This is a genomic window from Streptomyces sp. NPDC005576, from assembly GCF_042871745.1.
Classification (GTDB): Bacteria; Actinomycetota; Actinomycetes; order Streptomycetales; family Streptomycetaceae; genus Streptomyces.
Map to the genome: position 1 here is coordinate 178,120 of NZ_JBIAJC010000003.1, position 24,419 is coordinate 202,538.

19 protein-coding genes are annotated in these 24,419 nt (G+C 70.6%); 7 read left to right on the forward strand and 12 right to left on the reverse strand.

Annotated features, from left to right (window positions below; genetic code table 11):
* Positions 1–44 precede the first annotated feature (44 nt).
* The 9 genes from ACFYPN_RS06960 to ACFYPN_RS07000 form a co-directional block, all read right to left on the reverse strand.
* A complete protein-coding gene (locus ACFYPN_RS06960) occupies positions 45–1,385 on the reverse strand; it encodes a M20/M25/M40 family metallo-hydrolase (protein ID WP_389297092.1) in 1,341 nt (446 codons plus the stop codon).
* A complete protein-coding gene (locus ACFYPN_RS06965) occupies positions 1,378–2,277 on the reverse strand; it encodes a sugar phosphate isomerase/epimerase family protein (protein WP_389297094.1) in 900 nt (299 codons plus the stop codon). The genes ACFYPN_RS06960 and ACFYPN_RS06965 overlap by 8 nt, the downstream gene beginning before the upstream one ends.
* Positions 2,274–3,389: a DegT/DnrJ/EryC1/StrS family aminotransferase gene (locus ACFYPN_RS06970; protein WP_389297096.1), complete on the reverse strand. Its 1,116-nt coding sequence runs from the start codon at positions 3,387–3,389 to the stop codon at positions 2,274–2,276. Before ACFYPN_RS06970 ends, ACFYPN_RS06965 begins: the two co-directional genes overlap by 4 nt.
* Positions 3,386–4,522, reverse strand: coding sequence for a DegT/DnrJ/EryC1/StrS family aminotransferase (locus ACFYPN_RS06975; protein WP_389297098.1), 1,137 nt, complete (start codon positions 4,520–4,522; stop codon positions 3,386–3,388). Before ACFYPN_RS06975 ends, ACFYPN_RS06970 begins: the two co-directional genes overlap by 4 nt.
* A 10-nt stretch (positions 4,523–4,532) precedes the next feature.
* Positions 4,533–5,612 carry a Gfo/Idh/MocA family oxidoreductase gene (locus ACFYPN_RS06980; protein ID WP_389297099.1) on the reverse strand — a complete coding sequence of 360 codons (1,080 nt, stop codon included), beginning with the start codon at positions 5,610–5,612 and terminating at the stop codon, positions 4,533–4,535.
* Positions 5,609–6,898, reverse strand: a complete 1,290-nt coding sequence (locus ACFYPN_RS06985) for a nucleotide sugar dehydrogenase (RefSeq protein ID WP_389297101.1) — start codon at positions 6,896–6,898, stop codon at positions 5,609–5,611. The genes ACFYPN_RS06980 and ACFYPN_RS06985 overlap by 4 nt, the downstream gene beginning before the upstream one ends.
* Before the next feature lie 426 nt (positions 6,899–7,324).
* Positions 7,325–8,416: a hypothetical protein gene (locus ACFYPN_RS06990; protein WP_389297103.1), complete on the reverse strand. Its 1,092-nt coding sequence runs from the start codon at positions 8,414–8,416 to the stop codon at positions 7,325–7,327.
* A 150-nt stretch (positions 8,417–8,566) separates the two neighbouring features.
* Entirely contained in the window at positions 8,567–9,859 is a 1,293-nt protein-coding gene (locus tag ACFYPN_RS06995) for a glucarate dehydratase family protein (RefSeq protein ID WP_358759797.1), read from the reverse strand.
* Positions 9,860–10,083: 224 nt separating this feature from the next.
* Entirely contained in the window at positions 10,084–11,328 is a 1,245-nt protein-coding gene (locus ACFYPN_RS07000; RefSeq protein ID WP_389297105.1) for a hypothetical protein, read from the reverse strand.
* Between the two features lie 1,762 nt (positions 11,329–13,090).
* Between ACFYPN_RS07000 and ACFYPN_RS07005 the strand changes: the two genes are divergently transcribed.
* The 4 genes from ACFYPN_RS07005 (at position 13,091) to ACFYPN_RS07020 (ending at position 14,929) form a co-directional block, all read left to right on the forward strand.
* The gene (locus tag ACFYPN_RS07005) at positions 13,091–13,810 is read left to right on the forward strand and encodes a methyltransferase domain-containing protein (RefSeq protein ID WP_358759793.1); all 720 of its coding nucleotides are present in this window, start codon (positions 13,091–13,093) and stop codon (positions 13,808–13,810) included.
* 161 nt (positions 13,811–13,971) lie between these two features.
* Positions 13,972–14,166 (forward strand): ribbon-helix-helix protein, CopG family, encoded by a 195-nt coding sequence (locus ACFYPN_RS07010; RefSeq protein WP_145766086.1) that lies wholly within the window; start codon positions 13,972–13,974, stop codon positions 14,164–14,166.
* Positions 14,163–14,555 (forward strand): type II toxin-antitoxin system death-on-curing family toxin, encoded by a 393-nt coding sequence (locus ACFYPN_RS07015; RefSeq protein ID WP_358759791.1) that lies wholly within the window; start codon positions 14,163–14,165, stop codon positions 14,553–14,555. Before ACFYPN_RS07010 ends, ACFYPN_RS07015 begins: the two co-directional genes overlap by 4 nt.
* Before the next feature lie 173 nt (positions 14,556–14,728).
* Positions 14,729–14,929 (forward strand): DUF2399 domain-containing protein, encoded by a 201-nt coding sequence (locus ACFYPN_RS07020; RefSeq protein WP_389297107.1) that lies wholly within the window; start codon positions 14,729–14,731, stop codon positions 14,927–14,929.
* A 72-nt stretch (positions 14,930–15,001) separates the two neighbouring features.
* On the opposite strand, the gene ACFYPN_RS07025 is transcribed toward ACFYPN_RS07020, so the two are convergent.
* From ACFYPN_RS07025 to ACFYPN_RS07035, 3 genes are all read right to left on the reverse strand, one after another.
* Positions 15,002–15,475 (reverse strand): DNA starvation/stationary phase protection protein, encoded by a 474-nt coding sequence (locus ACFYPN_RS07025; RefSeq protein WP_389297109.1) that lies wholly within the window; start codon positions 15,473–15,475, stop codon positions 15,002–15,004.
* Positions 15,476–15,789: 314 nt separating this feature from the next.
* Positions 15,790–16,371, reverse strand: coding sequence for a sigma-70 family RNA polymerase sigma factor (locus tag ACFYPN_RS07030; RefSeq protein WP_389297111.1), 582 nt, complete (start codon positions 16,369–16,371; stop codon positions 15,790–15,792).
* 527 nt (positions 16,372–16,898) lie between these two features.
* Positions 16,899–20,066, reverse strand: coding sequence for a BTAD domain-containing putative transcriptional regulator (locus tag ACFYPN_RS07035; protein WP_389297113.1), 3,168 nt, complete (start codon positions 20,064–20,066; stop codon positions 16,899–16,901).
* 490 nt (positions 20,067–20,556) lie between these two features.
* On the opposite strand from ACFYPN_RS07035, the gene ACFYPN_RS07040 reads away from it, so the two are divergent.
* From ACFYPN_RS07040 to ACFYPN_RS07050, 3 genes are all read left to right on the forward strand, one after another.
* The gene (locus tag ACFYPN_RS07040) at positions 20,557–21,705 is read left to right on the forward strand and encodes a serine hydrolase domain-containing protein (RefSeq protein WP_389297114.1); all 1,149 of its coding nucleotides are present in this window, start codon (positions 20,557–20,559) and stop codon (positions 21,703–21,705) included.
* A 529-nt stretch (positions 21,706–22,234) separates the two neighbouring features.
* Positions 22,235–23,074, forward strand: coding sequence for an alpha/beta hydrolase (locus tag ACFYPN_RS07045; protein WP_358759782.1), 840 nt, complete (start codon positions 22,235–22,237; stop codon positions 23,072–23,074).
* A gap of 128 nt (positions 23,075–23,202) precedes the next feature.
* On the forward strand, positions 23,203–24,036 hold the full coding sequence (locus ACFYPN_RS07050; protein ID WP_358759780.1) for an alpha/beta hydrolase: 834 nt from the start codon (positions 23,203–23,205) through the stop codon (positions 24,034–24,036).
* Positions 24,037–24,419: the final 383 nt, after the last annotated feature.

Here is a 24,419-nt window from a genome sequence, read left to right on the forward strand (position 1 = left end):
CGTCCTCATGACTTCGGGTCGCTCCGTCCGGCCGGAGCCGGGGCTCACGCGGGTCCGGCCGTGCCCCTGGCCCAGGCGCCGAAGCGCCGGACCAGGTCACGGCAGCGACCCGCGTACTCCTCCAGATCGCGCAGTGCCACGAACTCCTGAGCGGTGTGGGCGCCGTTGGTGTCCAGCCCGCCCGGGCCGCAGGCGACCACGTAACGGCCGGGGCCGGCGGCCCAGATGGCGTCGCAGGTGAAGGCGGAGCCGTCCCCGATCGCGTCGTGCCGGGGAAGCCCCGCGTCCTTCAGCAGGCGTTCCATGGTCTCGTCCCGGTTGGCGAGCGGCGGCAGGCCCCTCTTCAGCCAGTCCAGGCGGACGACCTGGCTCCAGTCCCGGACGAGCTGCCTGGCGACGGGGTTGGAGCCGAACCGCCGCGCAACCTCGTCCGCCACCATCGGCAGCACGCGTTCGACCGCCGCCGCCAACTCGTCGGCGGCGGCGACGTCGTAGTAGGCGATGTTCAGGCGCAGCTCTCCGGAACCGTAGACCCGGTTGTGGGACGTCCCGGTGTGCAGGCCCGACAGGCAGATCTTCGCACCGAGCCGCTCCGCCATCGGCCCCAGTACCTCCGTCAAGCGGCAGGCGGCCATGCTGAGCGCCAACGTCGCGTTGTGACCGTCGTAGGGGTGGTCGTCGGTGGAGTCCAGGCCCCGGACGGTGACGCGCGGCGTCATCGCGGCGCTGCACGCGTCGAACACGCGGGCGCCCGTCGGCTCGGCGAAGACCATGAGGCGCCCGACCCAACCCGACTCCACGACCCACCTCGTGCCGTACACCCCCATGGCGCCGCCCTCCTCACCGGGTACGGAAGTGACCAGCACCTCGATCTCTTCGGCCAGGGAGGGGTCTTCGGCGAAGGCGGCGGCGGCGCCGAGCAGGGCCGCGACCCCCGGGCCCTTGTCGTCCACGGCCCCCCGCCCGTGCAGCACACCGTTCTCGACCAGGGGCGGCAGGTGCGGACCCACCGTGTCCATGTGGAAGTTGAAGACCAGCCTGCGCCCGGGGGGCTGCGGTGCGCCCAGCGCCACCACCGCCGACGGCTGGTCCCGGAGGAAGGATTCGCCGTGCGCGCCCACCGCGTCCAGGACCTGCGCGGGAACGCCCGGCCGTTCCAGGAAGGAGGCGGGCGGCGCGCTCGACTCCCGCAGGGCGAAACCGCGTTCCGCGGCGCCCTCGACGAACCGCGCCTGCGCACGGGCGAGTCCGGCGGGATCACCGCCCTCCAGCGGCGAGACGGTGTCCTGCTCCATCAGGTCCACCAGCCATGCCACGTCGTCCGCGCCGAAGGCCACCAGTGTTTCGACCTCGCGGTCCGGCGCCGGCCGGACATGTTCACGCATCGGTACGCGCCCCTCGGCCGGACGGGGCGACCGCCACGGTGGAGGCCAACTCCGAGAAGCGGTGGCCGTACTCGGTGTACGCCTTCTCCATCTCGGGGCCGCCCGCACTGATCCCGAGGTGGGGAATGAGCGCCACGTGCGGCTCGATGCTGTACCAGCCCTGGTAACCGGAGCCCTCCAGCAGCTCCATGCAGGCCCGTACCCGGGCCTCTCCCTCGCCCGGCAGGCCGAACACCGCCGAGCCGTCGGCGTTGCGGACTCCGTCCTTGACGTGGACGTGATCGACCCAGGGCAGCGTCTCCCGCAGGAACGGCAACGCGTCGTAGCCGTAGGCGAGGCCGTTGCCGACGTCGAAGAGCAGCCTCAGCGCCGGGCTGTCGATGTCCGTCACGAGTTCGAGCGTCTGCCTGAAACCCTGGCCCGCCCATCCGTGGCAGTTCTCGTGCAGCAGCACCACGCCGGCGTCCTCGGCCAGCTCGGTGAGACGGCGCATGCGGCGGAACACCTCGGCCCGCCACTCGCCCTCGGGCAGCCCGTCGTTGGGATAGGACATCACGCGCAGGCTCCGGCAGCCCAGAATCCGGGCCCGCACGACGGCGCGCCGCAGGATGTCGGTCTCCAGCTCGAAGTCGCCCGTCACCGAGACGGCCCACGACCCCACGGGCGTGTCCACCACTGGCACGGACAGCCCGGCCCCGGCCAGCGTGTCGGCGAACGCCCGCACCCTGTCCTCGGGCAGATCGTGAAGCCCGACGCCGTCGACCGTCCTCAACTCGACGGCGGGAAAGCCGATGTCGCGGTGGATGCGGATCTGCTCCGGGAGCCCGGCCGCCGCCTCGTCGCCGATGCCGCACAGTCGCGGCTTCCCCACACCTGCCGCGGCCGTACTCATCGGGTCACGCCCCGCTGTGCGGCGACGCACTCGGCGACCGCACCGGTGATGAGGTCGACGTCGGCCGGCGCGAGACCGGGGTACAGCGGAAGCCGGAGCGCCTGCTCCCCGAGGCGTCGCGCGCCCGGGAACGGGGCGGACCCGGGCGGGACCGCCGGGTCGTCGGACGGCGCCGACGGCGGCACGACCGCCTCCACCCCCAGGGCGGCGAGCCGGGTACGTACCTGTTCCCGGTACGCGGTGCGCAGGGTCAGGCCGGCACCGGGCGAGGAACACGCCTCGGCAGGGAACACGCACGCGTCGGGCCCCACGGAGAGCAGACCGCGGGCGTAACGATCGGCGAGTTCCCGCATCGCCGTGCTGCGGACTCCGTACGAAGGGAGCTGCCGCAGCAGGAAGGCGGCCACCGACTCGTCCATGCGGCAGTTGTAGCCGACACGCAGGTGGTGGAAGCGCACGTTCAGGTCCTGGCCGTGATTGCGCAGCATGCGGCTGCCCCGGGCCACGGCCTCGTCGTCGGTGACCACGGCCGCGGCGTCGCCGATGCCTCCCAGGAGGTCGTCCGGACCCAGCGGCACCACCGTCGTCACACCTTCTGGCCAAGAGTGGCCCGGCGCAGGCGTGTTCACCTCGACGACCGGCACGCCGAGCCGGAGAGCGGTCCCGTGGAGCCGGGCCCGCGTTCCGGCGGAGCCCGCAGGGCCGAGCAGCACCGCGCGGGTGGCGGGGCCCACCGCGGCGGCGACCGCGTCGGCGTCCGGCGCCCCGTCCTCGGGGGAGACGTCCACCGGGACCGGCAGCGCCCCCACCCGCCTCACCGCGCCCGACAGGGTCTGGGGACCCCAGGCGGGGACGACGACCTCGTCGCCCGGCCCGCATCCCAGAGCGCCGAGGACCAGCAGCAGGCCGCCCGCCGTGGAGGCGCAGCCCACGACGTGCGCGGCACCCAGTTCGGTGCCGAAGGCGGTTTCGAACAGCGCCGTGCGCGACTTGAGGATGAACTCGTCGGCCTCCGCTGCCTCCAGGACCGATTCGAGGATCTGGTCGGTGAGTCCGGCGTAGCGGGCGGTGTCGCCGCGGAGCGAAATGCGCATCGTGGTGTCCTCGGTCATCGGGGGCCCCCGTGGAAGGCGTGGATCAGGTCGCACACGCGGTCGACCTGCTCGTCGGTGAGGTCCGGGTAGAGGGGCAGCCCGACGGCCCGCTCGGCGGCGGCCTTCGCCACGGGGACGGGATGGCGTGCGCCGGGCAGGTCGCGGAAGCAGGGCTGTTCGGTCAGCGGCCGGGGGTAGTAGATCTCCGTGCCGACCTCGTGGGCGGTCAGGTACTCGATCAGCTCGGTCCGGCGGTCCGTCTCGATGAGATAGACGTACCAGACGGTAGAGCCCTGCTCCTTGGCCGGTGCGACGACCGGGGTGGTCACCACCGGCGCGAGCGGTTCGAGCCGGCGTGTGTAGTGCGCCGCCAGTCGCGCCCTGCGGTCGATGTCCTGGTCCAGTACGGACAGCCGGGTCAGCAGCACGGCCGCCTGGATCTCGTCACAGACGCTGTGGGCGGCCTCCGCCGGGTCCCCATCCCCGACGGACTCCTCGGCCGACCTCAACCGGCGCACCCGCTGGGCCAGTTCGTCGTCGTCGGTGAGGACCATGCCCGCGTCGCCCCACGCGCCCAGGGTCTTCGTGGGGAAGAAGGAGAGCACTCCGCCGCGGCCCCACAGGCCCGCGTGCCGCCCGGCCACCCGCATGCCGATGGCTTCCGCGCTGTCCTCGAAGAGCTCCAGCCCGTGCTCGTCCGCGATGTCGCGCAGGACGGCGATGTCCGCCGTCCGGTGAAAGAGGTGAACCGCCATGATGGCCTTGGTACGAGGCCCGATGGCAGCCCTGACCGCCGCCGGATCAAGGGCGTACGACCTCGGGTCCACGTCCACGAAGACCGGTTCGGCGCCCACGTGGACCACGCAGGACGCCGTCGCGAAGAAGGTGTACGCGGGGACCACGACCTCGTCGCCGGGGCCGATGCCCGCGGCTTGGAGCATCAGGATCAGTGCGTCCGTGCCGTTGCCGCAGGCGATGGCGTTGCGAGCCCCCGTGTACTGCGCGATGCGCTCCTCCAGTTCGCCGACCAGAGGGCCCTGGACGAAGGTGCCGCGTGCGGCGGCCTGCCGGACGAGTCCGGACACCTCGGGCCACTGACGGCGGACGGAGGCGGCGCCGCTGAAGAACGGCACCGGTGGATTGCTGGTCATGGAGAGCCTTTCACTCCTCGAAAGCATGAGAATCGGGGCGCCCCAGAAGCGACGGTGCGTCACCGGGGACGGCCGCGGCGGAGGCGGCGGCGAGCAGTTCGGTCACGCGTGCGTGCAGCCGCAGGTCGGTTCCCGCCGGCCGCTCCTCACTGCCGGTGAAGTACCGGTAGCAGTCCTCGACGAACGTGGTCAGCGGGGCGTCGGGAAGCAGGGTCCGGTCGCGCTCGCCGGTCACCTGGATCTGGCCGAACGGATCGTCCCCGCCGATGGGGTAGTGGGCCACGATCTCTCCCTCGGTCCCGCGCAGCCGCAGCCGGCGTATGCGCACGGGTGAGGTGAGATCGCTCGTCAGCGTGGTGACGAGACCGTCCCTGTGGCGCAGACACACTGTGGCCCCTCCCAGCATCCGGTCCTGGCCGGCCGGATTCCGCAACGGCCACGAGACCGCCTCGACGCTCTCGGCGTCCCCGAACAAGTGCAGGGCGAGCAGCATCTGATGAGGCAGTTCGACCTCGAAGGCGCTGGAGTGCGCCGAGTTCTCGAAGCTGCGCCGGAAGCGTGGTTTGCTCTGCTCCACGTGCAACGAGACCGGCCGCCCGATGCGGCCGGCGGCGAGCAGCTCCACGACGCGGCGGGTGATCGTGCTGGAGGGCCAGACCGCGACGGGCAGCACGTCCACGCCGCAGTCGCGGATCAGGTCCGTCAGCTCACGCGCGGCGGCCGGGCTCTCCGCGAACGGCTTCTCCATGATCACCCTGCGGATTCCCGCGGCGGCCAGGTCCCGGATCGTCCTCGCCCGGTCGCGTACCGGGGTCGCGACGTGGACCACGGCCGACGCCGGCGAGCCGAGAGCAGCCAGCGCCTGCGGCAAGGAGCTGAGCCAGCGGCTGCCCGGCAGCGGGTCCACCGGACGCACCGGGTCCACCACCAGCGCCTCGCCCCGTGGCACCGCCCCGCGCCCGGCCAGGGCGATGAGGATACGGTGGTGGAGATCCCGCCCCGCGTGCCCGTACCCGACGATCACCGACTCGACCGGGTGGTCCGTGGGCTCGCTGCGGGGAAGCGCGCGAACCGGCGTCGGCGCGGTCACAGGTGGTGGATCCCGTCACCCGCGGCGGCGAGGTTCCAGGTGTCGAGCACCAGAGGGGCCGCGTACCACAACGGGCGGTCGACGACCTGACGGCTCGCGGTCATGAGGACCACGCAGTCGTGGGCGGTGACGGTGGAGCGGTCCCACGTCGCCCTCTCCAGGAGCTCGCCGTCCACGAGGATCTCCTCCACGAGCGGATCGACGTAGGAGACCTTGGCACCCCGCCGGTGGAGCTCCGATATCACCTCCAGGGAAGGTGAGTTGCGCATGTCGGCGACACCGGCCTTGTAGGTGGCCCCGACCACGAGCACCCGGGCGGTGGAGACGTCCTTGTCCGAGTCGGTGAGAAGCTCCGCCAGCCGGTCGACCACCTGCATCGGGCGCCGCTTCGCGGCCTCGCACGCCTGGTCCACCAGGGGCAGGGCCACGTTCAGGTCGGTGGCCACCGACCTGAGGAAGTGCGGGTCCACGGGGATGCACTCTCCCCCGATGCCGGGCCCCGGGCGATGCGCGAGGAACCCGTACGGCTTGGTCTCCGCCGCGTCGATCACGTCATGGACGGAGATGCCGATGCCGTTGCACAGCGCCTCCAGTTCATAGGTGAGCGTGATGTTGACCAGGCGGAAGGTGTTCTCGAAGACCTTGGCGGTCTCCGCGACCTCCAGGCTGTTGACCGGTACGACGACCTTGCAGACCGAGGCCAGCAGCCGCCGGGCACGCAGGCCGCTCTCCTCGTTGATCCCGCCGACCAGCTTCGGGGTGTTCTCCAGGTTCCAGCCCTCGGTGTTGGCGGGGTTGATCCGCTCCGGGGCGTTGGCCACGAAGAAGCCCTCGCCGGGCGTGAGACCGAGCCGTCGGCCGAGCTCGGCGGCCGCCCGGGCGGTGGTGCCCGGAGGGACGGTCGACTGCACGATGATGAGCGCACCCGGCTTGATCCGCTCCGCCAGCACCCCGAAGACGCTGTGGAAAGCGCGCAGGTCGGGCACTCCCTCCGAGGCAGTCGGCGTGGGCACGCAGACGATCACCGCGTTCACTTCCCCGAGTACCCGGCTGTCGCTCGTGACGTCCAGCGAGCCACCGGTGACGGCGAGATCCTCGTCGCGCACGTCGGCCAGGTAGGAGTGGCCGCCGCGCAGCGAGGCGAGCTTCACCTCGTCGATGTCGTAACCGGTCACCTCATGACCGGCGTTGGCCAGGCCGAGCGCGAGAGGCAGGCCGGTGTAGCCCAGGCCGATGACGCCCACGCGGATCGGGCCGGGCAGGGCGTCGCTGTTGTCGGATGTCATGGTGTCCCCGTAGGTGAGGTGGAGGCGATGAAGGATGGGCCGGGCGGCGTGCGGGAGAGCGGCATCCGGCGTGAGCCGGCGCGACCGGTGGGTACGGACTGGGTGGGGCCCGGCGGACCGGGGCCGGACGGAGCGCGGCGGCCGGTGCGGTGCACCGCAGGGCGCCGGATCGTCCACGCCGCGGAAACCGTGCGGGCGGTTCCGCGACGCCGCGAGGCGCCGTGCGGACATCGGGATCCGGCCGCGATCCGCCGGACACCACCTAGGCCGTGTCTGACCATTCCCGCCGGGCGGGCGGCGCCCGGCACGGCACCTCGCGGCGTTGTCGGATTACCCGAGTACATCCGGTACACGGGCGATCCTCCGCCTTGTGATGCACCGCGCCGGACACCACCCGCTGATCCGACGCGAACTACCAGACACGGCCTAGGGCTGCTCGCCCTTGCTCAGCGCCGCGAACCGGTGCCGGTTCACGGGGTCGAGACGGGCGAGGACCCGGGAGACCTCGTCGTGCGCGTCAGGGTTCAGGAAGCGCGCGTAGACGAGCCCTTCTTCGTGCAGACAGCCGCGCAGCACCTTGATGTGATGCGCCGCCTTCCCGAAGTGGACTCGTTCGAGGCCCAGTTCGATGGCGACGCGGACCGGCTCCACGTATCCCACGTTGATGTAGACGCGGGCGTCGTCCTGTACGGAGCCGCTGTTGCCGTATCGAAGCACGTTGAGAACGCCGTGCCCGTGGAAACCCATGGAATACCCTGCGAGTCCGTCCGGCGACTCGGCTCCGCACCACGTCGCGGAGGTGACGAGACGATCGAAGCGCCTGAACGACTCCTCGGTGAACTCCACTTCCGGCCTGCGGTACTTGTCCATCAGGGCACGGTGCTGTTCCGCCATCACGACGGCCAGATCTCCCGCCTTCTCCGGGCGCGTCAGTTCGATGCCGCTGCGGAGAAAGTGGTTCATGTCGTTGCGGAACCGCTTGCGCGGCCCGCGCGGCAGCGACGAGAGGAACTCGTCGATGTTGTTGCCCGCCACCGGAAGATAGAAGTCGCCCTCGTAGAAGGCCGAGGCGAAACCGGCCGGCTCCAGCGCCTCCCGGAGCGGTCCGTCCGATCCGAGGACGAACGGCAGGACGACCGCGTCGAGCGCGTTGGCCGCGGCCCACTCCGTGATCTCTTCGACGAAACCGCGCAGCGCCTCGGGCCCCGCCGCGTACACGCGGGAGCGCAGGCGGATCGGCACCCCGACGATCAGGTGGGACGGCATCCGGGCCGTCATCGCCGGATCGCCGGTGAAGTCGCCGAACCGGAAGGTCACAGGAACGTGTTGACGGTAGACATAGGCCGGTGCGAAAGCGGTGAGCGTGCCGTCGGCGGCCCGGTCGTGGAAGTACAGCGCACGGGCCCGGCCCCGGTGCTCCTCCTCCACGAAGGAGAGGAAGGGTTTGCCGAAGAGGCAGTCGCCCAGGGCTTCCAGCTCCGGTTCGCTGAAATCGGCGATGCTCTCTGATACCTGCATGTGCGTTCTCCTGCGCTCACCGCTCGGATGGATCGGAAGGGTTCGGGCGAGTCCGGCAATTCCCGTCGGGCCGACGCGCGTTGCCGGGCGGCCCTCGGACGGTCGGCCCGGGGACGGATGGTCCGCGGGCCGACCGCACCGGCCCCTTGGTCAGAGGGAGGTGAAGCGGGGCACCGCCCCGGTCCAGTCCGGGTTCACGGCCTGCATGGGGGTCACGTCGTCACGGGTGCGGACCCCGCACTTCTCCCACTGCTCGTGCAGCCGTGCCACGGCGTCGAGGTCGAGCTCGACCCCGAGACCCGGCGCGTCGGGCACCCTGACCTCGCCGTCGACGAAGGAGAGTGCGCCGGGGACCACGATCTCCTCCGTCTGCCACGGCGTGTGCGTGTCGCAGGCGTAGGCCAGGCTGCGGGACACCGCGCCGAAGTGGGTCATCGCCGCGAGGCTGACGCCCAGGTGGGTGTTGGAGTGCATGGAGAGCGACAGGCCGAAGGTGTCGCAGAGGACGTCCAGTGCGACCGACTGGCGCAGGCCGCCCCAGAAGTGGTGGTCGGAGAGGATGATCTGCGGAGCACCCTCGCGCACGGCCTCGGGGATGTCCTCGAACGCGGTGACGCACATGTTGGTGGCCAGCGGCATGGAGACGCGGCGCGCCACCTCGGCCATGGCCGGCGTGCCGTCGACCGGGTCCTCCAGGTACTCCAGCTCCCCTTCCAGCCGCTTGCCCACCTCCACGGCCACGTCCACGGTCCAGGCGGCGTTGGGGTCGATGCGCACGGGGTGGTTCGGGAACGCCTCACGGAGCGCCAGCACGGTGTCGACCTCGGTGCCGGGAGGCAGGACGCCGCCCTTGACCTTCAGCGAGGTGAACCCGTACTCGGAGACCATGCGGCGGGCCTGCTCCACCATCGCCTCGGGGGTGAGGACCTCGCCCCAGGAGTCGGCCTCGTACGGCCGCGTGGGGTGTTCGGCCCACTTGTAGAACAGGTACGCGCTGTAGGGGACGGCGTCCCGGATCTTGCCGCCGAGAAGTTCGTGGACCGGGCGGCCGAGGGCCTTGCCCTGGATGTCCAGGCAGGCGACCTCGAAGGCGGAGAAGACCGCCGCGCGGGTCTTGCTGGAGGCCGCGTTGGCCATGGGGTACCCCGCGCCCACCGGGAGTTCGCGAGACCCCTCGCGTTCGAAGGCGGACAGCACCTCGGCGACGGTCTTCGCCAGGACGTTGGTGGCGAAGGGGTCGGTACCGATCAGCCGGGGGGCCACCGCCCGCAGCCAGGTGAGCATCTGGTCGTCGCCGTACGTCTCACCGAGCCCGGTGAAACCGTCGTCGGTGTGCACCTGGATCACCGACCGCAGTGCGTGGGTCTGGTGCACTCCCTCGGAGTTCAGCAGCGGGGGGTCCTTGACCGCGATGGGCGTGATGTTGACGGACGTGATGATCATTCGGGTTCGCTCTCCGGTCGTCGTGGAAGGCAGCCTGGTGGCAGGTGTGCCCCTGGAAGGTGGCTGTGGTCTGCCGGTACAGGGCAGGAGGAATGGGGACGAGGGCGCGCGTCGGCCCGCGACGGCGGACCGGCGGGCGGTGTCCGGCGGATCGTGGCCGGGCGCGGGACGTGGTCCGGTGTCGTGTCCGGCACAGCGCCCCGGTCACGACCGCCGGACCCCACTCAAGCGGGGTCGGTGATGACCGTGTTCTCGTGGAACCAGTCGTGGACCTCGGTGAGTACCCGCTCGACTTCCTGGCGCGAGGCACCCGTCACCAGGACGGAGGCGATCTTCTCCGTGCTGAGCAGGGCGCCCGCGAGGACGGTCCCGGGCTGCGCGTGCCGGTTGTAGACGCTGACACCCGGAACCGGGCACTGCTCCGGAATCTCGGTCAGCGTGCCGGGGCGGGGCGGAAAGAGAGTCAGTCCGGCCATCCGCAGCGGCTGCCGCGGGAGTCGGGGCGGGTCGTTGGCGGTGAGGGACCTCAGGTGGTACTCGGGAAGCCTGACTCCGAAGCCGAGTTCGAGCATTTCCTCGATGAGGCCGCCCCCCATCCGCGCGGCGATCTCGTTGAAGACGAGGCCGGTCTCCCCGTCCTGCCCCCGGAAGATCTCCGCGTGGAACACGCAGTCATCCGGGGAGGGGAGGGCCGCCAGCGCATCGAGGGTCATGGCGCGCAGCTGTTCGGCGAGCGGGTCCGCGGGGTCCATCATCGCGCTGCGGATCGAACGACCCCTGCGGATGTCCAGGCAGGTGGTGTCGCCCTGACTGGACGGCCATATCAACTGGACCTCGCCACCCCGTAGCACACCGTCGATGTGGAAGAGCTCGTGGTCGAGGTAGGTCTCGGCCAGCAGGTGAGCACCGTCGTCCGTGCCCAGTTCGGGGTGGCGGGACAGCAGGTCCGGCAGGTCGTCGGGAGAGCGCAGCACGTCGATGTCCATCGAGCCCCCGCCGCGGCGCGGTTTCACCACCACGGGATATCCGTGCGCGGCGACGAAGTCCAGGAGATCCGTGGTGTGGGTGACGGCGGCGAAGGGGAGGAGCGGGACCCCCGCTTCCGCAAGGACGGACTTCATGGCGAACTTGTCGCGGAACGCGATGACGCTCTGGGCCGACTGGCCGGGGATACCCATGGCGGCCCGGAGCCGGGCTCCGCGCAGCAGGTCGAACTCGGAGACGGCGAGCAGCCGTTGGAAACCCCACTTCTCGTGCAGTTCCAGAGCCCGGAGCTCCACCTTCGCGTCGAAGTGGAAGTCCTTCACGATCTCGACGTGCGCATAGCCGGCGAGTACGGCGTCCCGCTCGTCCGGATCCGCCGGCACAGCTGCTGCGTCGGTGATCAGGACGACGTCGTGGGCGTCCCCGAGGAAGCGGTCGTAGCGCCGCTGGGCCAGGGGGGTCCGGTTGAGGACGAGGAACCGCATACGTACTCCAAATGGGGGCGTCACGGCTGGTCGGTGTCCGGGGTCGGCCGGACAGCATTGAGGGGGCCGCGTCGGTGCTGAGCGTGAGTGGTCGTGATTACGGAAGGGCCGTCAAGGTTTCGCCCCGGGCGCCAAGAGGCCGCGCAAGCCGTGCCCCGGAGCGGGTGTCTTCGCCCCGCCGGGCTCCACGCACCGACGGTGGACCTGGTGTGCAGTCCATGGATTGCCTACGTGCCTGCAGTTGTGGTGCGCACCCCGATTTCCGGGCAGCCGCAAGCCCGGCAGGAACCGGAGGAATCTGTTGTTATTTCTGCCCGAGAGATAATGGAGATGACCGGACGCGCGGTTTCCGGTTCGCTGTCCCGCTCTGCGAAAACCTGGATGCACTTGCCGAAGGGGCCCCCGTGATTCTTGCGGGAAAATTAAATCTTGGCGTTCTGTGCGGAACACGTTTCACGGGATTTCCTGCGGAGTCCGGTGCGAGCGGGGCGTCTTTCCGCTCCTTTGTTGCGTCCAGCCGTGAGAACTGGTCGGATGCGACACGGTGCCGCCTCGGCCGCACGGTGCTTCGGGCCGGCGGCGCGTGACTGCCCCGAACAGCCCTTCTGCGCAACCCGGTGGGGGCCCCGGGCTCCTGGTGGCACGTGACAGTGGCTGGGAAGCCGACCGGGTCGGGCTCCCGGTGAAACTTCTCAGTGGTTCGGCCGGATAAGAGTATGCGGCTCGTCTGGTCAGCGATTCAAGCAGATTCTGATGCGAGTTCCAAGAACATCAGGATGCGTAAATGCCCCCGGCTGTCCGGCGGTTGGGGGTGGGCGACTGTTCGGCGATTCACAATTTGAGGACTATGCCAATGGGTTTTGCGGCTGTCAAGCAAAGTCCAGAAGGTGGGCGGCCGTGATCCGGTAAGAAACGTTGGACGCAAATGCGCGGAGTGTCCGGAATCGCGCATCAGTCTCCACCGGTGCTCTGACCAACGTGAAGATTGGTTAAAGAAATTACTCCCGGAGCTGGTGCGCACGTAGCCGGTTCGCAGTTGCAACTCGCCTTCTGTGCAGGGAAGTCGAGGGCCGACGGAGTGCGGTGTGACACGGTGTCGGGCCGAAGGCGGCACGGGTTCACCTCTTGACGGTCGGCCATGATCATTGGCAGCATCCTGGCGACACCGAGACAACTGTTCGAGCGCCTGGGAAATCACCGCCGAGTCAGGACGATGGGGAACCCGCGCGAGCACGTGCCCCTCGGTGGATACCTCTTCGCAGGGCTGTGCGTCGACCGGCTCACGGAGAGCGGTGGGTGCCCGGGAGATCACGGCGGCAGGCTGGACCCGGAGCTGCCCCCGCACGTTGCTCTGGTGGGGCAGGTGGATGTGGAGGTCGTACCACCATGTTCCGTCGCCCTCTTCGCCCGCTCTTCACTATGGCGTACAGGTGCCGTCCGTCCGGGAGCGTGATACCGACCAGGGGGGGCGTCGGCGTGCGGGAGGGCAAGCTCCGTGCTGGTGCCGCTGCCGCCGTCGCCCGTCAGCAGGGGACGGAATCCTCGCCGCGCGGGTCGGGGACGAAGGGTGGGGTAGCCATCGGGTGTGCCGGCCACCGGCACACCGAACCGCCCGCACACCGAACCGCCCGCACACCGAACCGCCCGCACACCGAACCGCCCGCACACCGAACCGCCCGCACGCCAAACCGCCCGCACGCCAAACCGCACGCACGCCAAACCGCCCGCGCACCGAACCGCCCGCACACCGTGAGGAAACGCCATGACCGTGTCCGACCGCTACCGCACCGCGTGGGAAGGCTTTTGGCAGAGTGGTTCCGGCGAGCAGGGCGAACCGTTCTGGGACGCGGATCCGGCCGTGACGGCGCGGCGCGACCTCGAGCACCTCACCCCGTACGCCGACCACTCCCTGCCGGTCGCCGACCTCGGGTGCGGCAACGGCACCCAGACCCGGTTCCTCGCCACGCGTTTCACCCCCGCCGTCGGCGTCGACCTCTCCGCCGCCGCCGTCGCCCACGCGCGCCGGTCCGATCCGAGCGGAGCCGCGACGTACGAGCAGCTCAACCTCGCCGATCCGGCGCAGACCGGCGCGCTGCACGAGCGCCTCGGCGACAGCAACGTCTACATGCGGGCCGTCCTGCACCAGAGCGACCGCGAGGACCGTCCTGCGGTAGCCGCCGCCGTCGCCCAGTTGCTCGGCGCGCGAGGCAGGGCCCTGATCATGGAGCCGACCGGTCAGGCCAAGGCGGTCATCGCCGCCGTCGCCGCTCAGCCCGGCGGCCCTTCCCCCAAGCTGCGCCGTGTCGAGGAGAACGACCTGCGCCCCGGCGAGGTCGCCGAGGGCGAAATCGCCGCCCTGCTGCGGGCGGCGGGGCTCACCGTCCTCGGCGAAGGCGCCACCGCCCTCACCATGAGCGAGACCCGCTCCGACGGCTCCACGGTGGAACTTCCCGCCCGTTGGTTCGTCGCCGCCCGCGCCTGACCCCGATCCGTGCGGCGGACCCCTGGACGGGAGAGCTGCGTTTCGCCCCGCCGCCCCGCCGCCCCGCCGCCCCGCCGCCTTGGGCGCGACGGCTATGGGGCGGGCCCGGAGTGGCTGGTTTTCCCGCGCCGCCGCGATACCAGTCCGGTATCATCGGCTCCATGGCAATGACACTCCGACTCCCCGACGACCTCGACGCGAAGCTCACCGAGCGTGCTCGTCGCGAGCACCGCAGCAAGCAGGAACTCGCCATCGAGGCGATCCGCGAAGCCCAGAACCGGGCCGAACTGAAGGTCGATGACGTCCTCGCCGAGCTCATGGACAGCGATGCGGAGATCCTGGATTACCTGAAGTGACCGAGGTGCGCTACCTCCAGATCGACGAGATCCTGACCATCGCCCGCGCGGTCAACGGTACCGAGCACAGCGTGCGTGACATGGGGCTCATGGTGTCAGCGGTCGAGCGGCCGCGGACCAACGTGTTCGGGTCCGAGCTGTATCCCACGCTGCACGAGAAGGCGGCCGCGCTGCTGCACTCCGTCGCCCGCAATCATGCGCTGATCGATGGCAACAAGCGCACCGCCTGGCTCGCCATGCGCGTCTTCCTGCGGCTCAACGGCCTCGGCGCTGGTACCGCTCCACCGCCTGTCTCCATCGCCGGACCGTTCGTGGAGGACGTCGCGCAGGACACCATCGATGTCCCGGTCATCGCCAAGCGGCTCTCGGCCTGGTTCCCCGTTTCCTGAGCGATCGCGACGTGCCGCCCGTGCCGCCCGTCCGTGCGTGCCGTGCGTGCCGTCCGTCCGAGGAAGCGCGGGGCCGCCGATGTCCGGTCCGTGCGATCGCACGGCGGAGGGGAGTCCTGACGCCAGCGGTAGGTCGAGTGCCGGTCGGCACGAGCTCGACGCGGCGCGGGCAGGTGCCGTGGCGACCGTGGCGCTACTCGGCCGACGACTACCGCGCGGCGATCACTGCCGCCGGCCCCCATCGCCGCCCGCTGACCGGGGTCCCGGCCTCGTCGCCGTGGGACCCCGACCTGGCGCGCGCCCTCGCGGAGCACGGGGTGCGCGTGGAGGAGGAGGCGGTGTGGGAAGCGCTGTCGGCGGACCTCGCGGGGTGAGTCGTACGGGACGAGGGGTACGCGCGACCCCCTCGGGTGGGGTCGGCACTTCCGGTGCCGGTGAGCCGTGTATCAGGCCCGGTTCTCCGCATGGAACATCCAGGCGTGTTTCTCCAGTTCGGCAGTGAGTCCGATGAGGAGATCCTGGGTCACGACATCCACGGGGCCCGTCTCGTCGATGCGCCGACGGACCCTGTCGATCACTGCGGAGAAGGCGGCGCTCAGGGCCGCGACGGCCTCGCTGTCCTTCGCCCAGCCCGACGGGAAAGCGGGCACACCGCTACGTTCCGCTATCGTGGCGGCCCGTCCGTCCGGGCTGACGCCCAGAGTGGCCGCACGCTCGGCCACGGTGTCGGCGTAGTCGCGCGCGAGGACGGCAGCTTCGTCGAGCTGGACGTGTACGGAGCGGAAACGCGGCCCGTACAGGTTCCAGTGAGCCTGTTTGGCGACCAGGGACAGGTCGAGGAGGTCGACCAGGGTCGCCTGCAGAGCCCTGCCCGCGGTCTCGCGGTCGCTCTGCCGAAGGGGGCTGGTGATGACCGGCATAGGAGTCGGCCTTTCGTCTGTGTTGTTGGTGTCCTGCACAGGGAGGAGCCGTCGGGCCGTTCGTGAGAATGGGCGCCAGATGCCCGTACCGGCTGGGCCAACGGCGGCTTCCAGGCTATGAACGGTCACGGCCCGCTCGAGGTTCAGTTCCTCCGGCGTGGGACGTCGCGCGGGGCGTACGGCCCTCGCCGCTGGACTTCTCCCCGCACTCGGCCGGGCCGATGCGCGAGAGCCACAAGGGGCGCGTCGGAGAAGGTCCGTCACCCGGTCGGGCACTCTGCCGGCCGAGGCGGGCGGCATCCGTCCGGCCGTGGTCACTCCCCGAGAACACCCTGCTTCTCCAGTGCTTTCCGCAGTGCCCGCACGGCGTAATAGGAGCGGCTCTTGACGGTACCGGGCGGTATGCCGAGGTGCGCCGCCGTCTGGGCCACGCCGCACTCCAGGACGTACATGAGGCGGATGACGGTTTGCTGCTGCTCAGTCAGCTCCCGGAGAGCCATCAACACCGCATGGGAGGTGATCGTGGAATCCGTGCTGTCCCAGGAGGCGTCCAGGTCCTCGACCGGCACGAGCTCCAGCGGCCTGAGCCGCCGGGCCCGATAGTGGTCGATGACGAGGTTCCTCGTCACGGTGAACAGCCACCGCCGGATGTGGACCCCGCGGGTGCTCAGGTACGGGGCGTGCTTCCAGGCCCGGGCGGCGGTCTCCTGGAGGATGTCCTCCGCCTTGTGCCAGTCGCCGTCGAGCAGGCGCGTGGCGTACCTGACGAGCATGGGCCTGTGCCGGTCGTAGATGTCTTGGACGAAGGCGTCGCAGCCGGCGTCCGATGTGGCGTGCCGGGCATGCGCCCGGGCCGGAGCGAGGGTGGTGGTTCCCGCTTCCAAGATGCCGTTCATGGGTGGTGCCCATTTCTTGGTCGAGTGCTGTGGCGTGCTCTTCCCCGTGCGCGGGTGAGCGGCTCAACACTCGTGGGGAGCCCTTAACCGAACCTTGTCGCTCCCTGACCCCGACCTTTCGTATCGGTCCACCGGCCTTGTCGGGGGGCCGCCGGCCGGAGCGAGCGGGGTTGTCCCGGCCGAGTACGGACCGCCGCTCATCATCAGCACCGCAGGGTGAACCGCCCTCTCGTCCCGAGCGTTCACAGGAGGGACACGCGCTCGGAGACCACGGTGCACGATTTCGCGGCGGGTGATTCCGGGAACGCCCGCCGGGCGTGTATCCCTCACCCACCATTCCCGTGCGCCCCGGCGTTGTCGCCGGGGCCGATACGGCGAGGAGAACGTCTGTGATCGGTTCACGGCTTCGCCGGGGCCTGCTGCCCGGAGGAGTGCGGTCCGGAATCCCGGGGCGTGGCCCGGCTCAGCAGCCGGAACCGTCCGGGGCGGTGGGAGAGACCTCGTACCGCTTCCCCTGCCGCTGGAGCTCAGCGGATCGCGGACGAGTGGCCCTCCGCCGAACCGTCCCGCGTCGGGTCCGGACGGGCCGGGCCACTCCTCGGAACCGGGAGCCGGTGGTTCCCCGCCGCTCTTTCCGGCACGGGGGGAGTGGGATCGGCATCCATGTCCAGGGCGGTGAGCCGGTCACGGACCTGCTGGGCGCTGTAGGACATGGCGCGCTCCTCGGCGCTGTCGAGGGCGTGGACCCAGTCCGCCCGGGCGCCTTCATGGTCGCCCAGGGCCAGCCGGGTGTCGCCGAGCCGCATCAACGTGCCGATCGCGTTCCTGTGGTCGCCCAGTTCTTCGAACGCCCGTGTCGCGCGCTGGTAGGTGGCCGCCGATTCCTCGTAACGGCCGAGCATGCGGAGGTTGTAGCCCGTTACGTCCCAGGCCTGGGCCAGCTGCCACGGCGCGTCCAGGCGTTGGAACAGAGCGATGCCCTCCTCGCTGTAGCGAAGGCTCTTCTCGAGATGCCCCAGGTTGGATTGGAACCAGGCGAGTTCGATGAGGCACTCGGCCAGCCACAACTCCTCACCTGTCTCCCGGGACAGCTCCAGCCCCCGCTCGGAGGCCGCGACGGCCTCCTGCGTCCGGCCGAACAGGAACAGCGCACACGCCGTGACGTAGTGGGCCCGGGCCTGCTCACCGGTCGCGCCGAGCTCCTCGAAGATCGTGGTGGCGCGTCGCAGGTGGTGGAGGGCCTCCTCCCGATGGCCGAGATAGCCGTGGATGCCGCCGAGGTGGCGTCGGCAACGGCCCTCTTCGAGGCGGTTGTTCTGGCGTCGGGCCACTTCGAGGGCGGGAGTCAGCGCGGTGATGGCTTCGGGCCAGAACTCCTGGCGGTTGAGGTACTCCTTGAGCGCCCAGGCCAGCCCGGTGGTGTGGCGGTCCAGCTTCTGGCTGACGGCGGTGTGGAGAAGGCCCGTCAGCACCCGGTGTTCGGCGGTGAGCCATCGGGTCGCCTGCTCGACGGTGGGGAGTTCCTCCGGAGTGACTCCCGGGGCGGGGGCACCGAGGTCGAGGTCGGACGACGTGTCCTGCTTGAGGAGCTGGTTGGCCTCGTACGCGGTGAACATGTAGTGGTCCAGGGACCGGAGAGTGGCGTCCTGGCGTTCCTCGGGGGTGTCGTGGGTCTGAGCGAGCTCGGTCGCGTAGCCGCGCAGGAGGTCGTGCAGGCTGTAGCGGCCGGGCAGCGGTTGTTCCACGAGGCAGGAACTGATCAGGGAGGCGAGTGCGCGGCGCGTCCGGGCGAGAGGGAGGCCGGCGAGGCCGGCGGCGGCGGGGGCGCTGAGGTCGGGGCCGGGGTGCAGGGCGAGCAGGCGGAAGAGCCGGGCACTGGACTCGTCCAGGGACCGGTAGGACCAGGAGAAGACGGCGCGTACATCGGTGCTGGTGTCGAACCCGCTGAACGCGTCGAGGCCGCTGTGACTCTGTCGCAGGTCGTCGGCGATGGCGCCCAGGGGGAAGGAGGGGTCGAGTTCGGCGCGGGCGGCGACCACGGCCAGGGCCAGGGGGAGTCGTCCGCACAGGCGGATGATGTCGGCTGCGGCGGTGGGCTCGTCCGCCACACGCTCGGTTCCCAAACGTCGCGCGAGGGCTTGGAGGGCCTCCGTCTGTGAGGGCAGCGGAAGGGTGAGGGGTTTGGCGCCGTCGGTGGTGATCAGGCCGGGAAGCTGGTTGCGACTGGTGATCAGCGTCAGGCAGCCCGCTCCCCCGGGGAGCAGAGGGCGGATCTGTTGCTCGTCGCGGGCGTTGTCCAGGACGAGGAGCACCTGCCGGTCGGCGAGAAGGCTGCGGAAGAGCGTGCTGCGGCCGGGGGTGTCCTCGGGGATGCGCTGGGCGGGAACCCCGAGGGCGGTGAGGAACCCGTGCAGGGCGTCGCCGGGTTCGACGGCGGGGGCGTGGGGATGGAATCCGCACAGGTTGACGAAGAGCTGCCCGTCGGGGAAGGCGGAGGCGATGCGGTGGGCGTGGTGGACGGCGAAGGTGGTCTTGCCGACACCGGGAGCACCGCTGATGACGACGACAGGGGCAGCGACCGGGTCGGGTGTGCCCGACGCGCCGCTCACGGCCGACAGCCACGCGCCCTCGGCCGCCCGCCCCACGTACACCGGAAGAGTGCGCGGCAGTTGTGCCGGAGGAACCGGGGGCGGCGAGGCGGCTCCCCCGTCGTCCGTGACCGGGGCGTGACGCGTGTCGGAGGGATCGGCTGCCCCGGCCGGTTCGTCGGGGGCCGGGTCGACGGGTGCGGTCGCCCCGTCTTGGTCCCGCCCCCCGGACCCGGCCGGATCGCTGTTGTCTCCGGCGGGCCCGCCCGGGGCGGACGCGGCGCCGAATCGGTGCAGCCCGACGGAGGGAAGGAGGGGCGGCAGGTCGTGGTGGAGGATGCCGTGGTGCAGGGCGCGCAGAGGCGGGCCCGGTTCAAGGCCGAGTTCGTCGGCGAGGTGCCGACGCAGGTCCGTGTAGCGCAGAAGCGCTTCGGGGTGCCGGCCTGCGAGGTAGAGGGCGCGCAGCAGCAGGGCCCATCCGGTCTCCCGCAGAGGGTGCTCCGTGGTCAGCTCCTGGGCGGTGTCCAGGGCTTCGGTGACCCGGCCTTGCAGAAGCAGGGCCGTCGTGCGGATCTCGCGGGTGGTCTGCCGCAGTTCTTCCAGGCGTGCTGTCTCGTGGGCGGCGAACAGGTGGTGCGCGGCGTCGGCGAACGCGGTGCCGCGCCACATCTCCAGGGCTTTCCGGGTTTCCTCCACTACGCGTTCGGGTCGGCCCTGGTCCATGAACCGGTGTGCCTGGGCGAGGGCGTGCTCGAAGCGCACGGTGTCGCGGCTCTCGGGCGGTACCCGCAGGGCGTACCCCAGGGGTTCGGTGACCAGCACCTCGTAGGTGCTCTGCCGGCGCAGGTGCCGGGGTTCCAGGACCGCTCGTACCTTGCTGACATGGGCGTGCAGGGAGCCCATCGCTCCGTCCGGTTTCCGTCCCGGCTGCTGCGGCCACAGCTCCTCGCACAGCGTCTGCGGGGCGACCGCCCGGCCGTCGGCGAGCAGCAGGCGGATCATGAGGAGCCGCTGCCTGCGCCGCCCCGGATCGAGTACCGTGCCCGCCCGTCGTACCACCAGCGGACCCAGCAGTCCGAAGTCGAGACCCTGTCCCGCAGCTGTCACCGTACCCACCAAGGATTCCGCTCGACGGCGCCACCGTCGGGGCACCCACATGGCCATGACCCCGCGGGCCTGTAGGAGGTGATCCACTGCCGCGGTGACGACAATCGGGCCCCGGGACACCCGGACCGCCGCGACTCTCCGCCGCGGTGACCTGTCCGCCGGGGTGAGGGGCCGGCGTAGGTGAAAGGGGCGAGGACCTCGTCGTCCGCTTCCCGCGTATCAAACAGGACATTAGCAGGAGGCCACCCGGCGCGATCGACGCCGTCGGCGGGCACGGGCCGCGTTGGCGGGGGCGCCCTCGCGACCGCGTGACCGGTGGCCATTCGTACCCAGCCTGTGGTGCGGAGCGGGGGTGGAGCGGGGCGACCCCCTGCCCGCAGGGCATCCGCGTACGCCCCTCACCTGCGATCCGGCGCGATCCGGCGTGAACCGGCGTGATCTCCACGGCGTTCAGGGGGAGAACGGTCGTCGTAAGGAGCGAGGGAAAGACATGGCCAACGTCGAAGGAACGAGTACCGCCCGGTTCGAGCCGGTCCGAGCTGCGCTGGCGGCGCACCTGGATTCGGGCGAGGAGCTGGGGGCATCGATCGCCGTCGATGTCGACGGAGTCATGGAAGTGGATCTGTGGGGCGGGCACACCGACGAGGCGCGGACCGTTCCGTGGCGTGAGGACACGGTGGTCAACCTGTGGTCGACCACCAAGACCCTCACCAATCTGGCGGCCCTCGTCCTCGTCGACCGGGGGGTACTGGACCTTCACCGTCCGGTCGCGCACTACTGGCCCGAATTCGCCGCTGAGGGCAAGCAGGACATCGAGGTGCGGCATGTCCTGGCACATACCTCCGGGCTCTCCGGCTGGCAGCAGCCCTTCACCATGGACCAGCTGTACGACCGGCAGGCCGCGAGCGCCCGGCTGGCCGCGCAGGCGCCCTGGTGGAAGCCGGGCAGTGCCTCGGGATACCACGTGCAGACGCAGGGTCAGCTCGTGGGAGAGCTTGTCCGGCGGGTCAGCGGCCGTACGCTGACGGAGTTCGTCGACACCGAGATCGCCACACCGTCGCGGGCCGACGTCCAGATCGGTGCGCGAGAGGCCGACTGGCCGCGTATCGCCGAGTTGGTCGCTCCGGCGCCGCTCTCCGGTATGCCCGCCGGCCTCGATCCCGACGGCATCTTCGTCAGGACGTTGCTCGGAAGCCCCGCCCGGGACGAGCACGTCGACACCCCGGAGTGGCGCCGTGCCGAACTCGGAGCCGTCAACGGGCACGGCAACGCACGAGGCATGGCCCGTGCCCTCTCCATGATCTCGCGGCGCGGAGAGGTGAACGGCGTCCGCGTCCTCTCCGAGGAAACGGTGGAGAAGGTCTTCGACGTACAGGCCGACGGAGTCGACCTGTTCCTGGGCGTCCCCGTGCGCTGGGGTGTCGGCTTCGCGCTCGCCGACACGAGGACGATGCCGCACATGCCCACCGGAAGAATCTGCTTCTGGGTCGGCCGGGGCGGTTCCCTCGTCATGATGGACCTCGATCGACGCCTCACGTTCTCGTACACGATGAACCGGCTGGGCGACGGACTCCTCGGCTCGGAGCGCACCCACAGCTACATCCGGCACGTCTACGAAGTCATGAACGCCACTGTCTGAGGAGTACGGGCCCCGTCGTGGAGGGGTCCGCACCCAGGACGAAAGACGACCCTCACCACGGCGCGTGATGCCCGCGGGACGCGCACGGCCAAGGGCTCGACACATCCGGAGACGGCCGGGCGACGTCCCTGCACGGTCGCGTCCGGCGCCCGCGAAGATCAGCTTGTTCTCGGCGTGAACCGATCCCGCTCTCCCCTCGTAGGTAGGGAACGCAAGACGTTCCACCGGCAGTGGGGCCCAGGCGTTACTCCGGGACCGAACGGGGTCACAGCCCGGCGGCCCGTACACGAGGCCGTTGCGGCGAGGCGCCCCTCATCCGATCCGCGCAGGCCATGTGGCGCCGACGGGCGTGCCCCACCCGGCAGCGCACCCCCACCCGGCAGCGCAGCCCCTCTCGGCGGCGCAGCTCGATCGCGCACCCCCACTCATCCACGCACCAGGGCACTCGGTGCTTCGTCTCTCGAACGCACCTGCCCGGTGGACAACCCCGGCCCCAAGCGGGCCGACACCCAAGGAAATGGATACACGCATGCGCATCACCCACCTGGCCCGTCCGAGTCGCAGATCCGCCCTGCTCGGCGTCACAGCGGCCGTAGGCCTGTCCGTCGCCGCGGTCACCCTTCCCGGTGTGGCCGGTGCCGCGCCCCGCCCCCAGGAGCGTCCGACGATCGTGCTGGAGCACGGGGCGTTCGCCGACGCCGCGAGTTGGGACGGCGTGGTCACCCGGCTGGAGCGTGCGGGCTACCCCGTGGTGGCCGCAGCCAACCCGCTGCGTGGTCCCGCGACTGACGCCGCGTACCTGCGCAGCGTCCTGGAGAACATCGACGGGCCCGTCGTCCTGGTCGGTCACTCCTACGGCGGCACCGTCATCAGCCAGGCCGCCGTCGGGCTGGAAGGCAAGGTGAAGGCGCTGGTCTACATCGCGGCGTTCCTGCCGGATGCGGGCGAGAGCTCGCTGGGCCTGACGAACAAGTTCCCCGGCAGCACCCTCGGCGACGCGATCGAGTCGGTCAACTACACGCTGCCCGACGGAAGTCAGGGCGCCGACGTGTACATCAAGCCGGAGAACTTCCGCCACCAGTTCGCAGCCGACGTGCCGGCCGCCAAGGCCAGGCTCATGGCAGCCGGGCAGCGCCCCGTCGCTGCCGCCGCCCTGGAGGAGCCCTCCACACAGGCTGCCTGGAAGACGATCCCCTCCTGGTCGCTGGTCACCACCGAGGACCTCAACATCCCGGTGGCCGCACAGCGCTTCATGGCGGTTCGGGCGCACGCGCACACGACCGAGATCGACGCCTCGCACGCGGTGTCCGTCTCGCGCCCCGATGCCGTGACCCGCGTGGTGGAGAAGGCGGCCCAGACGGTCCGCTGACCGGTGTGACCAGCAGCCAGCCGTGTTCCGTAACTCGTAACCCGTAAGCCGTAAGCCGCAACCGTGACGGCACTGTCATCCGCGCCCGTCACCACCCGTCGCGTACTCACCGAAAGGCACCACCCATCATGGCGTTCATCACCGTCGGCCAGGAGAATTCCGCCCCGATCGAGCTGTACTACGAGGACCACGGCACCGGGCAGCCCGTCGTACTGATCCACGGCTACCCGCTCGACGGCCACTCCTGGGAGAAGCAGTCCGCCGCCCTGCTGTCGGCCGGCTACCGCGTGATCACGTACGACCGGCGCGGCTTCGGCCGGTCCGGCCGGCCCACCACCGGCTACGACTACGACACCTTCGCCGCCGACCTGAACACACTCCTGGAAACCCTCGACCTCCACGACGCCGTCCTGGTCGGCTTCTCCATGGGGACCGGCGAAGTCGGCCGCTACCTGGGCACCTACGGCTCCGCCCGGATCGCCAAGGCGGCCTTCCTCGCCTCCCTCGAACCCTTCCTGCTCAAGACGGACGACAACCCCGGCGGCGTCGACGGCACCATCTTCAAGGACATCGAGGGGGCCGTCACCGCCGACCGCTACGCCTACTTCACCGCGTTCTACGAGGACTTCTACAACCTCGACGAGAACCTCGGCTCCCGCATCAGCGAGGAGGCCGTCCGCAACAGCTGGAACGTTGCCGCCGGAGCCTCCGCGTACGCATCCCTGGCCTGCGTGGCGACCTGGTCCACCGACTTCCGTGCCGACCTTCCCAAGATCGACGTCCCTGCCCTGATCCTGCACGGCACCGCTGACCGCATCCTGCCCATCGAGTCCACCGGCGACCTCTTCCACCAGGCAGTCCCGCAGGCCGACTACGTCGTCATCGACGGCGCGCCCCACGGCCTGCTGTGGACCCACGCCCAGGAGGTCACCGAGGCGCTCCTCACCTTCCTCGCCAAGTGACCGACTGCCGAGGGCTCTCCGACCGGAAGCGGAGAGGCGGCCCGTTACGCGGAGGGTGCGCGGCTGAGACGGCGCGTTCGTTCGCGGGCCGCTCGTCGAGAGGACCGTGAAGCTTGCGCACCCCGTTGAAGTCCGCGCAGTCCGGTGACGCCTGCGCACCCCGCCGTCGTGCCCACGACGGCGGGGTCCACGCGTGCCGTAATCCGGACGGAACCGCCGCCCACTGGCACTTCCCCTTTCCCCCACGGGTGGCGTGGGGTGCCACTAACCTCGATCTTTCATGATGGGCCGCCGACGGAGTCGGTGGCCCATTTCGTTGCCGGTGGCCGCAGTTGGGCAGGCCGGGGACCCGAGTGTCGTGTCGGGTGGACGCCGGGTTCCCC